The sequence below is a fragment of the Maridesulfovibrio salinus genome, assembly GCF_055394525.1.
On sequence record NZ_AP042461.1, the window covers coordinates 1,676,645 to 1,692,040 of the forward strand.

Annotated in this window: 16 protein-coding genes; 10 read left to right on the plus strand and 6 right to left on the minus strand. The window is 42.6% G+C overall.

Annotated features, from left to right (window positions below):
• Positions 1–167: 167 nt before the first annotated feature.
• The 4 genes from ACZ5PW_RS07480 to ACZ5PW_RS07495 all read right to left on the minus strand — a co-directional run bounded on the left by ACZ5PW_RS07480 (position 168) and on the right by ACZ5PW_RS07495 (position 4,262).
• A complete protein-coding gene (locus tag ACZ5PW_RS07480; RefSeq protein ID WP_464559469.1) occupies positions 168–1,958 on the minus strand; it encodes an AAA family ATPase in 1,791 nt (596 codons plus the stop codon).
• Positions 1,958–2,200 carry a helix-turn-helix transcriptional regulator gene (locus tag ACZ5PW_RS07485; protein ID WP_464559471.1) on the minus strand — a complete coding sequence of 81 codons (243 nt, stop codon included), beginning with the start codon at positions 2,198–2,200 and terminating at the stop codon, positions 1,958–1,960. The genes ACZ5PW_RS07480 and ACZ5PW_RS07485 overlap by 1 nt, the downstream gene beginning before the upstream one ends.
• A 99-nt stretch (positions 2,201–2,299) precedes the next feature.
• Complete coding sequence (locus ACZ5PW_RS07490; protein WP_464559473.1) at positions 2,300–3,019, minus strand: hypothetical protein; 720 nt, start codon at positions 3,017–3,019, stop codon at positions 2,300–2,302.
• A gap of 28 nt (positions 3,020–3,047) precedes the next feature.
• Complete coding sequence (locus ACZ5PW_RS07495) at positions 3,048–4,262, minus strand: ISL3 family transposase (protein ID WP_464553331.1); 1,215 nt, start codon at positions 4,260–4,262, stop codon at positions 3,048–3,050.
• Between the two features lie 529 nt (positions 4,263–4,791).
• Between ACZ5PW_RS07495 and ACZ5PW_RS07500 the strand changes: the two genes are divergently transcribed.
• From ACZ5PW_RS07500 to ACZ5PW_RS07510, 3 genes are all read left to right on the plus strand, one after another.
• Positions 4,792–5,109 (plus strand): hypothetical protein, encoded by a 318-nt coding sequence (locus tag ACZ5PW_RS07500; protein ID WP_464559475.1) that lies wholly within the window; start codon positions 4,792–4,794, stop codon positions 5,107–5,109.
• 260 nt (positions 5,110–5,369) lie between these two features.
• A complete protein-coding gene (locus tag ACZ5PW_RS07505) occupies positions 5,370–5,621 on the plus strand; it encodes a CopG family ribbon-helix-helix protein (RefSeq protein WP_464559477.1) in 252 nt (83 codons plus the stop codon).
• Positions 5,608–5,892, plus strand: a complete 285-nt coding sequence (locus ACZ5PW_RS07510; RefSeq protein ID WP_464559479.1) for a type II toxin-antitoxin system RelE/ParE family toxin — start codon at positions 5,608–5,610, stop codon at positions 5,890–5,892. The genes ACZ5PW_RS07505 and ACZ5PW_RS07510 overlap by 14 nt, the downstream gene beginning before the upstream one ends.
• An 8-nt stretch (positions 5,893–5,900) precedes the next feature.
• On the opposite strand, the gene ACZ5PW_RS07515 is transcribed toward ACZ5PW_RS07510, so the two are convergent.
• Entirely contained in the window at positions 5,901–8,156 is a 2,256-nt protein-coding gene (locus ACZ5PW_RS07515; RefSeq protein ID WP_464559481.1) for a KAP family P-loop NTPase fold protein, read from the minus strand.
• Between the two features lie 319 nt (positions 8,157–8,475).
• On the opposite strand from ACZ5PW_RS07515, the gene ACZ5PW_RS07520 reads away from it, so the two are divergent.
• Positions 8,476–9,012, plus strand: coding sequence for a DUF6538 domain-containing protein (locus ACZ5PW_RS07520; protein ID WP_464559483.1), 537 nt, complete (start codon positions 8,476–8,478; stop codon positions 9,010–9,012).
• Here the strand turns inward: ACZ5PW_RS07520 and ACZ5PW_RS07525 are convergent.
• A protein-coding gene (locus ACZ5PW_RS07525; protein WP_464557112.1) for an IS3 family transposase occupies positions 8,993–10,104 on the minus strand; the annotation gives its coding sequence in 2 pieces (ribosomal slippage) (positions 8,993–9,852 and positions 9,852–10,104; 1,113 coding nt in all). The two genes, ACZ5PW_RS07520 and ACZ5PW_RS07525, sit on opposite strands and share 20 nt — an antisense overlap.
• An 83-nt stretch (positions 10,105–10,187) precedes the next feature.
• Between ACZ5PW_RS07525 and ACZ5PW_RS07530 the strand changes: the two genes are divergently transcribed.
• The 6 genes from ACZ5PW_RS07530 to ACZ5PW_RS07555 all read left to right on the plus strand — a co-directional run bounded on the left by ACZ5PW_RS07530 (position 10,188) and on the right by ACZ5PW_RS07555 (position 15,379).
• Positions 10,188–11,357, plus strand: a complete 1,170-nt coding sequence (locus tag ACZ5PW_RS07530; RefSeq protein ID WP_464559485.1) for a site-specific integrase — start codon at positions 10,188–10,190, stop codon at positions 11,355–11,357.
• An 825-nt stretch (positions 11,358–12,182) separates the two neighbouring features.
• Entirely contained in the window at positions 12,183–12,512 is a 330-nt protein-coding gene (locus ACZ5PW_RS07535; protein ID WP_464559487.1) for a hypothetical protein, read from the plus strand.
• 17 nt (positions 12,513–12,529) lie between these two features.
• Positions 12,530–12,769: a hypothetical protein gene (locus tag ACZ5PW_RS07540; protein WP_464559489.1), complete on the plus strand. Its 240-nt coding sequence runs from the start codon at positions 12,530–12,532 to the stop codon at positions 12,767–12,769.
• A gap of 354 nt (positions 12,770–13,123) precedes the next feature.
• Complete coding sequence (locus ACZ5PW_RS07545) at positions 13,124–13,702, plus strand: virion core protein, T7 gp14 family (RefSeq protein ID WP_464559491.1); 579 nt, start codon at positions 13,124–13,126, stop codon at positions 13,700–13,702.
• 148 nt (positions 13,703–13,850) lie between these two features.
• Positions 13,851–14,387: a hypothetical protein gene (locus ACZ5PW_RS07550; protein WP_464559493.1), complete on the plus strand. Its 537-nt coding sequence runs from the start codon at positions 13,851–13,853 to the stop codon at positions 14,385–14,387.
• 35 nt (positions 14,388–14,422) lie between these two features.
• On the plus strand, positions 14,423–15,379 hold the full coding sequence (locus tag ACZ5PW_RS07555; protein ID WP_464559495.1) for a hypothetical protein: 957 nt from the start codon (positions 14,423–14,425) through the stop codon (positions 15,377–15,379).
• The last annotated feature ends 17 nt before the right edge of the window (positions 15,380–15,396 follow it).

Below are 15,396 nucleotides of genomic sequence, written 5' to 3' on the forward strand. Positions count from 1 at the left end.
CAGAGTTCTATTTCGGCTTCATTTGCTACTTTTATTTTTTTCACCAGAGGACTTTGCGCAAGGGGATAGGGGGTAAATATTCTCTCATAATTTAGGATCGAATTTTATTGTCCCAGTGTCCCGAATCCCATAGAATTTAAAAGCGGGACTGGCAGTCTATTTTGCTCTCAACTCATGGCTTCCAATTTCTTTTTTAGCCTGTGCACTGCGGATTTGGATTTTCCCATTTCTTCAGCACAATCTCGAATACTCAGACCTTCGGATAAAAGAGCTTTGAGTTCGTCTAATTCAGCATCTTCGATATCTTTTATCTTCCAGTAAAAGGATTCTTTTTCGCTGCATAGAAGTGCTTCAAAGGGCTTTACGTCTTCGCCAGAAATTCCACGAGCTTTGGTCAAGTGAACCTCGAACCTAGCCCCCTCTGTCATTTTGTATTGTTTGGGGCGGCGTAGGCTGATCACTGTGTCCATGATATCTTCTCTGGCACTTGTGCCTCGCTGGTCGCCAGATTTGCCAGCATGATGGATAAGTAGAACGGCAATTCCCCTGCGTCTTAAGTCCAGCAGCCACGATTGCATATTTTGCCATGACTGAGCTTCGTTTTCCTTACCTGTCCGGCATAGGGTGGCAATATTATCTAAAACCAAGAGAGAAATGTCTTTTAACAGCGGTTCAAGGGCTTGTTGTCCTGCATAAGTAGATAGGTCGGGCATGGGGCAGGGCTGAATGTCCGGAGTGACAAGGACAAGGTTGTTCGTGGCATTAGGAGGAACGTTATTTCCCATCGCAAGGTATGCTAACCGTTCCTGCATAGCCCTTGCTGGCATTTCTCCGTCAACATATAAAACTCTGCTCTGATTGGATGCTCGCCATTCAAAAATTTCTCCTCCACCAGAAATAGCCAAAGCCATGCTTAACGCTGCAAAGGTTTTACCTATTCCACGCGGTGCATACATAATGACTAACCCTTGAGTTGGAATAACTGGTTTCAGTAGAAATCCTCGTTCTGGTAGGGGCATTTCTAAAAAATCTCCTAGTTTAATTGCACATAGCGCTTGCGATTTCTGTGCTTGAATATGTGTAGAGTAGGCCGCTTCAATCTGCGTTGAAACTTCTCCAAGTCCTTGACTTAAATGCAAGTCGTTAAAATCTGATCCTTCAACATTTAAAAATGAAGGAGTTACTACGGACAAATTCGTGATGGTTAGACACGCTCCAGCGTTCTTTTGACCAGCTTCATCCGCATCGGCACATATGATTATGGGGATTTGTGGATATTTTTTACGCAGGAATAAAGCGACAGCCTTTAAATTGTGGGCTGAGAAGGATAAGTAAGTTGTCTCTTTTGAGGCGAGATATATGCTTGCAGCGGTGGCATAGCCTTCACATAGATAAATTACTTTTTCAGGATTTTTGCCAAGGTAGAAGAATCCGCCATTTATTTTTCCGCCAGTTAGGAACCGCTTTTTACCGTCTGGAAAAATACGCTGTAAGCTTTGTACGGACTCACTTTCTGAAAGAATGGGAATTATGAGTTCGCCATTTCGACCTTGGAAAATGTTGTCATCTATAGGCAGCTTCTTGCGCTGTAGGTATTCACTGTGTGTGCAGGGTAAACAGCTTTGTAATATGCTTGCAGCTCGGTCTTTCGCTTCTTCATGCCGTAGCTCTTGCTCTAGTCGCTGCTGTTTTCTGATACCCGCTAACCGTTCCTGAGCTTTTGCCTGATTCGCAGTTGTGTCTGTGGCGTTTTTGGGGGAATATGTGCCCTGATTTCCTGTTTCCCAATTACACCACCACAAAAGGGCAGGATCGGTGTTGTGGATTATGTAGGCCGCATTCTTCTTATGAGGCTTGGTGTGTGTTGCAGTCCGGTGCAACTGGCCGTCACGAATTAAATTTTCGCTTGAGATTCCATGTTCTTCTAATATCTGTTTGAATTCATTCAGGTAAGGCATTATTCATTACCCTCGGCAAAAGGATAAGAATTTTCGGTTTGGAGCTTCTCAACAAGTTCATAGATTTCAGCCGCGCCCCAAGCGATAGTTCGTTCGGTTAATTTAACGGGCTTGGGAAATCTGCCGCTCTCAACTCCGCGCAGCCATGTACTTCTGGCTACGGGTATGATTTTGAGAACATCCTTGAGACGTAGGAATCCAGCATGTGGATTTAAAAGAAGTTCTTTTTCATTACCGTTCATTAATTTTCTCCTGTGTTGTGTTTTTTGACATCAGGAGAAATCATACGTTTTCACATTAATTCAACAAGATACTAAATTTATTTTAGGGCTTAAACTTTTTTAAGGGGTCTCCTGCCGATTCTTCTTCTGGCTTTTAGCTGTTGTTCCGCCACTTAGTTTCAAATCTTCTGGAAGATATTGCCATGCTTCTGTGGCTCTTTTTTCAATGAATTTTATTGAAGGGGTCTTTCTCATATAGTCACTTACATCTGTGATGAACATTTCTCTAGATACCGTAGGAACTCCGTAAATGAAGTACGAGCTAAAAAATTTGCGCGAGGCATGGATGAGTGCTTCTTTATGTGCTCTAACTGGTTCATTTACAGACTTTTCCCAAGTAAGAATTTTATTGAGAGCTATGTCGTAGTGATTTTTTAAGTCTTTATCCCTTTCCCATTTGGCAACTCTGCTCGGCTTAACTCGGCTGTTTTCCGAGCATGGAAGCGGAATAGCGATAGTAGATTGTTGTTTTCTAGGTTTATTTATAATTTCGGCTTCTGGCTTGGTCTGGATGTTTTTTCCCTCAAGGTCATACAGTAAAAGAATCAAAAACATCGTGGACATCAAAAGGTAACGTTTCAAAAGGTTTTGTTCTATAGAAAGTGCAGGTAGGTTATTTGCTCCAGTGAATGGCTGGTCCCGTAGTACTCTATTTTGCTTAGCCTTTTTCTTTTTTATTCGGCTTCTACCTTCCAAGAAAAAACCGGTTGGAAATATAGCTAGAATTGCGGCTAATTGGAAACAACGAGCTGCTAGATTTGCTTCTAGTCCTACACCCATAATAAGGAATACTAACAATTTAAAAGGTTCATCCGGTTAAAGCGTACTTCGCTTCATGAATACCCATGATCCTGAGCTTGAAAAATTCCAGATCACGATATCCATATGCCTGCCTTTTCATGGTCTTGATTTTGTTATTCGTACCTTCCATTGGCCCTGATGAAATGGGATGATCGAACCAAGCGAGTATCCCAAAGCTATGCGTTGCCAACGTCTTTGCCATAGTATCGAGTGGAGCGATGCCAGAAGCCCTCGCACGAGATATCCAACTCTCTAGAAACTCGGCTGCATCCTTCTTGCTTGGCTGACTCCATATCTGACGCAAGTCTTCTTTCAGATAGTAGGCTGTCGCCAGTGGCTTGTTTAGCCGTAGAGCCTCCTCCAGATGCTGCTGTTCATCCCTTTCCGCGTTTAGATTTTCAGGATTCTTCAACAGCAGCCAGCGCGTGCCTTTCAACACGTCTTTGCCCATCGTATTTTTTATCTCCCGATGAAGCTTGCGCCGAACTTCGGTGAGCTTATCGTTCATGAGTTTCACCACGTGGAAATGATCAAAGACCAGAGGAACATGCGGTAAATTTTTCAGAACCGCACCGATATATGCGGGACTGAGATCCGTTGCCACAGCCTTGATCCCGGCTTGGCTGCGTTTCAACCTTTTCCAAAAAGGCAGCAAAGCGTCAGCCCCTTTGCCGTCACCGACAAACACGACAGCTCCGCTTTTTAAATCCATGACCAGCGTTAGGTATTTATGACCTTTGCGTACGCTGATTTCATCGATTGCAATGTACTTCAATTTCGATAGCTTGGGCTGTCCGAATCGATGTTTCAGGTCTCGCTTGAAGATGTCTTTGACCACATCCCAACCGACTCCAAGCAGAGTAGAGACATCAAGCATTGTCATCATCTTGACCAGTGACCTGACATAGCGTTCGAATTTATGCGTATACCAGCGACGTGGGTCTGCGATGGAAAGCTTGATACGCCTGACACAACCACACTTCCGGCACTGAACACGAGGCACATCTACAACAATCCAAATCGGTTTGATACCGATGGGAACGGTGCGCAACCAACGCTCGCTCCTTCCTTTATGAATCACATGACGATGCTTGCAGCGGGAGCACTTAACAAGCTTGGCTTTTGGTCTCACATAAATCAGCACGTTACCGGCAACAAAATCCTGCCTGACATAGTCATAGCCGGGCAGGCCCAAGGCATGGTAGATAAAACTCGTGGACATGGCGATAAATCCTTTCGATGATTGGTGGTTCTTTCACCGATTGGACGCCATGTCCTTTCATTTTGTCAAAAGTACGCTTGAGCCGGATGAACCATTTAAAAGTATCAGAATATTCTTTTTCCGTGAAAAGTGGTGTTTTTTCCATATCTGCTCCTAATTGGTACGTGTGCGTAGTTGAAATGTGAAATTATATGGGAGCAATTGATACCATATAAAACTAATTAATCCAATTAGGTTGATATGTTACTGAATTGTGTCAGGGGACGCTGTGGGACGTTAAATGACGTTTTCTGAAATAAAAAATAAATTTATTTTTTGAGTAATGGTTTTGACGCGGTTTAAAATTTATATATTTTGTTCGGTCTTGCTTAAGGATAAGGGTCGCTCGGCTGAATAGTGGGTGACATGAATCTTTTAAGTAATGTTGATTTGTTGATATAAAGAGAATAATGGTGATACAGGTTTAAATTGTGAACTTTTTAAGATTTTATTTAAACTTGTTTAATTATCTTTGTTGCAGGAGAACTTTATGTCTACGTATGAGCTCTTAGAGCAGGCTATTCAAGAAAAGAAGCAAGTGCATGCTATTTATAATGGTTGTAGGCGCGAAATGTGTCCGCATGTGCTTGGTTTGAAAAACGGGGTTATGCATTGTTTGTTGTACCAGTTTGGTGGAGATAGTAGTTCTAGGCCAATTGTTAGTGGCTCACCGCAAAACTGGCGATGCCTTGATATTAGCCGATTAGAAGATTTAGAGTTGGTTGAGGGGGAATGGTTTACAGCAGATAACCATAGTCGAAAGCAGACCTGTGTTGATGAAGTTCATGAAATCATTGATTATGATTAATTTAGCTCTGCCGCTAGGACAGAATTACTCTATATAGTCTGTTATTGTTTTTTGAGCCCCTGATCTTTAATAGTTTAGGGGCTTATTAAATGCGGGGTAAAAAAAGCGTACGATTTTATGAAATTTTTAAGCAATGAGCACCTCAAAGATCCACAACAGGTGTCACAAATCATTTTTATGGTTCTCTGAAATGGCTAAACAAAGACTTGGCTTTAGTATTACAGTGTAATATGTTGTAATACAAACGGAGGGCGCAAAAAATGATAAGTAAAGGACCCAAGAGTGAAGTCGTAACAATTCGTATGACTTCGGAAATGAAAGAGCGCGTTGAAAAGTTGGCTCAGGCAACTAATAGATCGAAGGCCTTTTTGTTTGGCGAAGCTATTTCCAGTTATCTTGATGTGAATGAATGGCAGGTCAAAGCGATTCAGGAAGGGCTTGATGAAGCCAGAAGCCCAGAAGCTAAGTGGACCTCTCAGGAAGACTTAGAGGCAAAGTATGCCGAGGATTAAATGGCTTGAACGGGCCGTTCAGGATTTGGATTCCATTTACGAATATATAAGTCAGGATGATCCGAAGTCAGCTAGAAAAGTAGTCACAGCCATATTAAAAAATGTGAAGAGTTTAGAGCAGCATCCCCAAATAGGCCGAGCTGGTAGAGTTGCGGGAACTCGTGAGCTGATCGTGCTTAAGGGCGCGTATCTTGTGGCGTATTGCTGCAATGAAGATGTCGAGATTTTGAGGGTGCTGCGGCATAGTCAGGATTGGCGGGGTGTAGAATAGAATTTAATCTATTTTGCACTCTTTACCGAAGTTGGAGGAACTCCTTTAGTATAATCACTTAAAGGTTGGCCATAAGCATAACTATCATCTTTCATGAGATTAATAGCTGATTTAAGTGACTGTTTAGGGCAAGTAGTGTTTTCAAGTGTTGCTTTTGCGGCAGTGAACCATTTTTCCAAAGTTTCGCCTGAAATGTGTTGTCTTATCCAGCTTGCGTTAGCTGATTTGCTTGAAGCGTTTCCAAAGAATGGAAGAATGGCACATGGAAATTGGACTAAATTGTTTTTCAAGAAAGATTTTAACTCTTCAGGTATGCGTTCTACTAGTATTGGAAAAAGAAATGGAGCATCTTGGTCAAATACCTCCTTGTCCCCATTTTTTAATTTTGATTCAAAAATATTTAAGCATTCTTTTAGTGATTCATCATATTTCTCTTTTGAAACATTTTGTTTCGTATTCATAAATAGCAGTTCAGATGCCGAAAGGTTGTTTGAGTTCTGCACGAAAAATAATAACAGATTAGCAGCGTGTGCGTCATCTTTTTCATATGCTCTTATGGTATCAATTGTCAGTGATGTCTCTGGTGAGTTTCGTCTAATGTTATCTTGAGCTAAAATAAGAGCTTTAAGCATTGGCGCGGCGTTTTCGTAATTTATTTCTTGAAGATTATAATATTCTCTGTTGATTTGATCTGCAACACTAATATACTCTTTTTGCACGTATTCTTTTATCTGTAGTACAGTATCCTCTTGGTTGTCTGTTGCTGTACTAAATAATTTTAATATATGTTCATATTTGATTCGTTGTTCTGGTATATATAGCAAGAAATAGCTGTCAAAGTATTCTGGATGTATAATTCGTATGCCTCTTTTGATGCTCGCTTTGTTTATATGATTTAAAAATAAATATTTTGCAATTTCTTTTGCGTGTTCATCGAAAAAACTCAGGGTTTCTATCTCTTTATTCGTTTTATCGTGCTTGAATGTTGTTAGTTGTGTTTTTCTAGAGGATAAGTATTTATACGCATCTTGGTTATAAAAGCGTAATATTTCAATGAGGAGAAAGTCTGTCACATCTCTTTGAAATACTTTTTTCGTTTTAAATGGCGCGGCTGCAAATTTAAGCGAGTTGAAGAAGCGCTTTAAGTCACGCACTGTTTTAAAATAGTGTGGTATTATTTTACCTGTTGAATGGTCATAGCCAGCCTTAGCAACGGGGGCTTCGGGAGATAATGCTAGTTGTAGCTCCTCTGTCTCAACTTTGTCGAGGTTCAGGTGCTTTTTAGTCATTGAAATTAATGTTTCAGCAGCCTGTGGTTCAGTAAGCGGAGTTAAATGGACTTCATGTTGTACTATTTTTTCTAAAAAGGCAGGGGAGCTCTCTTTCTTAATGTCTGAATAGGCATTTGCTATTTCATTTTTGTCGTATCCAAGAATGTAAACAATGTTTGGTAGATCGCATTGTGATTTAACAAGTCTGATAGTTTGACGTATCTCTCTAGGTTCTAGTCTGTCTATATCATCAATGATGACTACTAGTTTTCCTTTCCATTTTTTTGTTATATTTTTAATTTTAAGCTTGTCATTCTCGAGTGAGTCCTTTTTCTTGTTTTTGCTATCAAAGAATAAATTATACAAGTCTGGTATTGTGAAAAAGAAAGCTAAAGAGAATAATATGATAGGTGAAAAGTATATAGTGATGTTGTTTTTAAAGTACTCTAAAGGGATCGTTATGAAACCAGCTCCATATAATGCTATATAAATTTGACGCAGTTTAGCTGTTATTTTATTAGTTTGGTTACTGATTTTTGAAACAGTGTTGACGAATGATTGAATTTGTTTCCAGTTGTCATCAGTGAAGATAGAACTGTCTTTTCGAGGTAGGTTGTCAAAGAATTTTTTAACTAAATCATCAGCGGATGAGAATCTCCATGGAGCAAAGTGATATATATCAACTAAATTTTCATGATCCCTAATAGTAGGCCGCGGGAGGGCTGGGTTTATAAAAAAGGATGCATCTTTATATTGTGGAAATAGTTCATTATGAGGGAGATATGAAATGATGAAGTTGATGAAAGAACTTTTACCTTCTCCCCATTTTCCTTGAATTCCTATAACGTATGATGAAGAACTTGTGTCCAGTTTGACAATGCTTTCAGCTAGTCTTTTCGCAAGGTGAGCCCTTTTTAATTTGTCGTCTTTGGGATGTATTAAATGGGCATCAGTTCCATTGTCGTCGACAGTTATATCAAGATCGTGGTCCATTATTGGAATCTCTTTTTTTGAAGAAGGCATTTACATGGCAATTGGGGGCAAGCTGCAATGTGATTAATTAGTGAGAGAATTATATTCTGTAAATGGGATTCATCAAAAAAATAGAATTTTTTTTCATAAAATTGAGTAACTCCCTGAGTAACCACAAAAATAAAACTATCTAAATTCTATTAAAACAAACCCTTATCATATGTATTCGAATCCCTCCCTCTCCGCCAGAGCATAATTAAGCCCTTGGAATCACTTAAGTGTCCGAGGGCTTTTACTTTTCTGCTTCCAAACTGCTACACCAGTATGCTACACCGGAGGCATGAAAGACGTGTGCAAACATACCCGCCTACACCGCCGCAAAGGCAGCCGTAATTACTATTTTCGTGCGAAAGTCCCTGTTGATTTACAGGACATTTACGAAAAGAAAGAGGTCTATTTCAGTCTGCGTACCAGCGATCCCAAAGAGGCTCTTGAACGTGTCCGTCTTGAGTCTGTGAAGTTGGATCAGGAGTTTGCTGCAAAGAGACGTTTAAAAGAAGCGAAGTCCGTTGAAAAATTATCCCAGGTTGAAATTGAGCGTATAGCCACTTTGTGGATGCACGAGGCTTTGAAAGAAGATGAGGAAACCAGAATCCTTGGATTAAGCGATCATGAATATGATCTATGGGATGAGGTTTTAGCATTAGCCATATCTGAATCAGCAGAACAGCTTGCTATTGGTAATCTCAAGCCGATTGCAAAGGATGTTGATTGGATACTGAATGAAATTGAAGTTAAGGTTGATAAGGAAAGTGATTCTTACCGAGAGCTTAGCTACGCTTGTAAACCTCCCCAAGTTAGTGCCATCCGTAAGTAGAGTTTTCTTGGGGTGAATGTGTTTGGACATATTCGACCGGAGTCATGTCTCCGAGCGATTCATGAGGTCGCTCTTCGTTGTATTCACGAATCCAGTCTTCGGTTATGCCCTTGACCTCAGATAACGTTGAGAACAAGTAGAAATCTAAAACCTCATTACGGAACGTTTTGTTGAAGCGTTCGATATATGAATTTTGGGTTGGCTTACCTGGTTGAATAAATTCCAGTTCAACACCATTTCTTTCAGCCCAGTCTGCCAATGTTACCGAAATAAGCTCCGGACCGTTATCCATCCTCATTTTCTCAGGAAAACCACGCCACGCTGAGACTCTGTCCAGCACACGAGTAATCCTTCCGGCGGGCAGACTTGTGTCGACTTCAATTGCCAAGCATTCACGGCTGAAATCATCAAGCACATTAAAAGTTCTAAACCGTTGTCCACTCATCAGCGAGTCATGCATAAAGTCGATTGACCAGCAGATGTTGGCCTTTGGTGGAACTGATAAAGTCTGAGGATTCCGGGACGGTAAGCGTTTCTTACCCTTTCGCCGGAAATTCATTTTAAGCATGCAGTAAACTCGATAAACCCTTTTATGGTTCCAGCGGTGTCCTTGCTTGCGCAGCAGGATAAATAATTTTCTGAACCCGTAACGAGGATACCGATCAGCCAACTTAAGAAGCATCTCAATGATCAACGAATCATCGCGCGGATTAGGCTTATAGCCATACACTGAGCGGCTTAAACGCAGCGCACTGCATGCATGCCGAATGCTGAGGCAAAATTCGTTGCGAAGGTAGTCAACAAGCTCACGCTTCTCAGCTGGCTTTAAAGCTTTTTTGCTATGACATCCTTCAGAGCTTCATTTTCAAGGCTCAAATTGGCGAACATATTTTTGAGCTTACGATTCTCTTCTTCGAGGTCTTTCAAGCGACGCATATCGGAAGCTTCCATACCACCGTATTTCGACTTCCACTTGTAGTACGTGGCTTGACTGACCTTGTAATCTCGGCACACGTCTACGACTCTGCGACCGCCTTCGGCCTCTTTCAAGATCTTGATAATCTGACTTTCACTAAATTTGGATTTCCGCATCGAAACAACCTCCTTCATGGCTGTCTTTAACAGAAATCTCTACTTTGCGCTGGGACTAATATACGGGAGGGCTACACGCTGTTTTGAAGGCAAAAGTAAAAACTCTTGATCTTGTTAGGAAACGTCATGCCGGAAAGCCTATTGATACACCCCCTCGCCCTGTTTTAAGTAAAGGCATGCTCAGTCATGCTCCTTCTTCGGTTTCGGAAGCTCCTACTTTTACACAAATTTTTGAAAAGTGGTCTGAAGAACATAAGTCAGCAGGTGGTCCAGAAAAAACCGTCAAAGATTTTGGTACATATGTAAGACGCTTTGTTGAGCTTCATGGCGATCTCCAGATTACTCAGATCACGAAAGCCCATGTCAGGGCGTTCAAAGATGCAATGCTTCGGCTGCCTGTTCGTCCGTCAGGAAAGCTTTTGAAAATGACTGTTCCTGAACTCGTTGAGTACACTGATAAACATCCTGATGTAAAAGTTTTGTCAGCAAGGACAGTCAACGATAAAGGACTGGGTGCAATTGGGGCTGTACTGAACTGGGCTGTTGAAAATGCCTATATTGAAGTGAACCCTGCATCCAAAGTTAAAGCAAAATCTACAAAGACCAAGAAGACCGTTCGTCAACCATACAGTGTTGAAGACCTGAACCTTATTTTTAATTTCCCGATTTATTCAGAAGCTGACAGGCCCAAAGGAGGAGCAGGGGAAGCTGCCAAGTGGTTACCATTGATGGCTGCGTTCACAGGAGCCAGACTTGAAGAACTTGGACAGTTAACTGTGGACGATATTAAAAACGAGCAGGGCATCTATTATTTCGATATGACTGCCGTCGACGATAATAAACGGCGTAAGACCGAAAGCTCTAAAAGACGTGTTCCCATTCATTCCAAGCTCATTGAGTTAGGATTTCTCGATTATGTCGCAGAGATGGGCCAAGCAGGGCAAGAAGCTCAACTCTTCCCTCTACTCAAGTCTAAGGGGGAAAAGCGAACTGCTTCATGGTCTAAGTGGTGGAGCAAATACGCCAGAAAATATGGTGCGTTCGACAGCAGCAAAGTTTTTCATAGCTTCAGACACAGCTTCAAGGATGGACTCAGAGAAGGTGGTGTTCAAGAAGAGGTCAGTGATGCTCTTACAGGCCATGCTCCAGTTACCGAAGGGCGTAAATACGGAAGTAATGCTTACCCGTTGAAACGCTTGAAAGAAGGTATTGAGCAACTGACATATCCGGGTTTGGAGCTACCACATTTTTAAATCATGTGTGGCACATTATATTTGTAATTTAGAGTTAAGTGCTTGAAATAAAATAGAGTTGATCGTCAGGTGATTGAAAGTCTCCTGTGCCCTCTGTTTGAATGTTTTGGTCAATCACGATGTCAAAAATGTGGTCAACAGATTTGCGGTTGTCACTGAGGTGGTAAAGCGTTTCTCGTCCTCGACCTCTGGTTCCGTCAGGGATTCAAGAAGAACGAAATGGCATACTTAAATTTAAAATAATAAAAACTTGTTTTGCTATTAATTTCAAAACCTTAGAATTGACCCACACTAGTAAGAAGAGACCCCAGGGATGAAAGAAAGATTCCCCATAAGATACCTATAGATTCCTGATAGATGGAATTAGGACGCACTATGTAAGGAGAGAGACCCAGGGATGAAGAAGGATTCCCTATAAGATACCTATAAGAGTACCATAGGTAATCTATAGTCTTCTCATAGTTATCCCTAAGTTTAATCTTACTTATCTTCTTCTTATATCCCTATCTTAAGTTAACCCATAAGAATACCATAGGTGTTCTAAAGATATTCTTTGTTCATGTAATTCTCCTTTGAAGCAAGACCAAGAGGTCAGTCTCAGTTCCTGGTAGCTATTCGGTAGGCCAGAACAGAGTTAAGAAGCTCATCACTTTGATTGTCTGATGGTGAACAGTCAGAGCGGTGAGCTTCTTCGATTATGATTCTTCTTCACAATTGATCCTCCCTCCCATCGTCTCTTTGCGTTGGGTACAGCAGGGCAGTCATTACGGCTGTCCTGCTTTTCTTTTGTCAAAAGTAAACCATTAACCACATACAGGAGTAGCTATGTCTAAGACCGTCAAAAGCAACAGCGATACTTTGAAGATTCCCCGCAGCAGCAACACTCAGCCTCAGGTTCGCCTTAAGGGTGCAGGCAAAACACAGAAGCATGCTTTCTGTACCACTCCAGAACTTGAAGAAGACCTCCAGTTCATCCGTGATTGGTACAGTGAAAAGCTTGGAGGTCGTTCCTTGTCGGCTTCTGCAATTGTTCGTCGTTCCCTGGTCATTCATGCAGAAGACCTCAGGAACCTCAAGGCAGGTGAAGAGTCAGACCAAGAACTTATCAAGTTTCTCATGCTTGCAGGGGCCAGAGGTAAAAGCTCAATCGTTTAACAGACAGGAGGTTAAGAATGGCAAAAGCAGATCAAGATCAGCTAAAGTCTCTCTGGTATGCCCTCAGGGACACCATGATGAAACAACTGGAAAATGACGATGAACCAAAAGCCTCGTTTCTTAACGTGGTCCGTCAGTTCCTCCGAGACAATGGAGTCACTCAGGACACCATAGGTGATCCCTTAGCAATGCGTGAGGCTCTGGAGAAACTTACGGCTGATCTTCCTACCTACGATGATGAGTCCTGGAACCAGTAGCAGATATACCCGTTTTTGCTCGTGAACCAGGGTCTATAACCCCTTCCATGAATTTTTAGCTTCCTTCCCTTACCAAAGTTCATCTTAAACCCCTTGTGTAAAAAAATGGGACACAGAGTCCCGAAAAATGAAAATTATGAATACTGAAACAGACACCTCAATTACCTCTCCGGTTAAGGCTGTCAGAGCCAAGTGTCTTGATTGCTCTGGCGGTAGCTCAAACGAAGTTAAGAAATGCCCTGTCACTTCCTGTCCTCTCTTCCCTTTTCGCTTTGGGAAAAATCCTTTTAACTCCCGAACAAAGCTCTCAGATGAAGACAGGAAGTTGATAGGCATTGCGTAGGGGTTACGCCTATGTGTGAACCGATAAGTGCAACAACAGCGTTCTGGTCTTCAATGGCTATGGCAGCAGCCTCTACTGGAGTAAGCTACATGCAGGGCCAGGAACAGGCCAACGCACGGGCTGAGTATCAAGCCCGTCTTGCGAAAGAGAACCAGAGAGCCATGCTCCAGAACGCTGAGATCGCAAACAAAACATACGTTGAACAGGCCGCAGCTTCTAACATGCAGCTTATGCAGAAACAGGAAGCTGCCTCCGCTGAAATCCAAGACCTGCACATTGAAGCCCTCCAGAAAGCAGGTACTGCAATGGCCTCCAGTGAATCCGCTGGTCTGTCCTTTGATTCCCTTATGGCTGACTTCTACAGACAGGAAGCTCGTTACAAAGATTCCATCCTGCATGGTTATGAGATGGATTCTGTTCAGAACGATATTCAGATTCAAGGATTCCGAAGGGAAGCAAAGAACCGTGGCTCCAGTTTCCAGAGATATACTCCTTCCAAGGTTTCGAGTCCCAGTCTCCTGGGTGCAGGTCTTTCCATCGGAGCTTCTGCCTTAGAGAACTACCACAGATTCTACAAAGACGATGAATGATAAAGATCGAAAAAGATTAGCTCGTCTAAAGGCAAACCCTCAGCATTGCTCAGTGCCAGGGTGTTTTGGATACCGGAAGAACTTTAGCCAGTATTGCCAATACCATGATGATCGTAACAGAAGCACAGGGCATCCACTTGGTAAGACAGTGACCAAAGGTGAGCTACGTCCATACCTGGAAAAAGCTCAAATATTTACCGAGGCCAATAAAAATCATGGTGCTCTTGTAGGAGCCAGGATTGTCCTTGGTGATCTGTTAGCGAAAGCTCAATGGCACGAGATCAATCACAAATCGAAAGCTGTATGGCCTCGTGTCAGCAACTGGCTCGTTACCCTCCGCAATGCCGGGGTTAAGCCCTCGGATATTCTCACAGTCATTATAGCCATGTTCCTCATGCAGGAAGATGAACCCAGGCGTTTTCATAATGACAGAGAGTTCAGACACTCTTTGATTACTCGGATTCTACGTCTCCCATCTTCCCGCAAGGAATGGGAAGGAAAGACCATCTATCGCAAGAACAGGATTACCGTAGGCGTGAAGGACTTCCTGGCAGATCGTATATGTGATTCTGCCATTGGCTCCTTTGCCCTCAATGTCGCACGACAGGTGATCAAGAAAGAGCGAGAAGAGCGGCAAACACTTCCTTCCCATCTTGAAGACATGGACAAACCTTTCAACCTTTAACCACCAAATTAATCAACGCAAAGAGGTAAAAGAATATGACCAGTTACGATGAAGCAATGTCACAGCTTTACGCTCCTAAAGCCCCTTCCACTCCCATTCATGGAAGCATTGAGGACAATGGCCCAGGCATGACCTGTGATGTCTACAGCGGTAAGACCATAGTCGACGATGGAAGCCACTCATACGATGTTTGGGACGAACAGCAGAAAGCCAAAGAAAGTGGAGCACACTACCTGGATACTGGAAGGACAGCCTCAGGTACTCCGATCAGGGGCCGAGGCAATCTGACTGATGATTCTCTTGTTATCCTTCCTGATGGGACAGAGGCCAGAGTTAAAGACCTTGTGAACATTGGCATCCTCCAGGTGAACCCTGATGGAACCTACAGTGAAGCTCCTCGTCATTCTCCATCACAAAAGCCGGAAATATCTGAACAGGAAGATTCTGAACAGAGTGAACAGCCTGAATATTTCAGTGACGACACAGAAAATACTCTTAATGCCATTGGCAGCATGGTCGATCAGTCTACGATATGGGGAGCCTTGAACCGTATCGCAGCAGGTGAAGACATTGATAGTTATCTCGGTCGTGCAGCTTCTCAGGTAGGCAAAGAGCCTGGAGAAATGGCAGAGATCGTTAATGGCCTACGCTCTCAGTTTGAAGGGCAGGCATATAAGGTTGTCTCTGATATGGGCCTCGATCCTCAGCAGTGCTTTGAATGGGTACGGAACAATAAGCCGAGAGAACTCCATCAAGCCATCATGGACCATGCTGTTAAGCGTACAACCTCCGGTTACAAACAGCTTGCCGGAGAGTTCCTTGCAGACATGGATAAGATGAATCCTGACGCAATCCTTAACGCTGACCTTGGTGATGGTATCCTTGAGGCCCGTAAGGTTGGTAATGAAGTTGTCCTTAAGACTGCGACAATGGGTGAAATCCCGTGGAAAGCAGCCGTTAAGATGGGACTGGTTAAGGTGGGCCGTAGGTAGGCTACGGGGTTACTGGA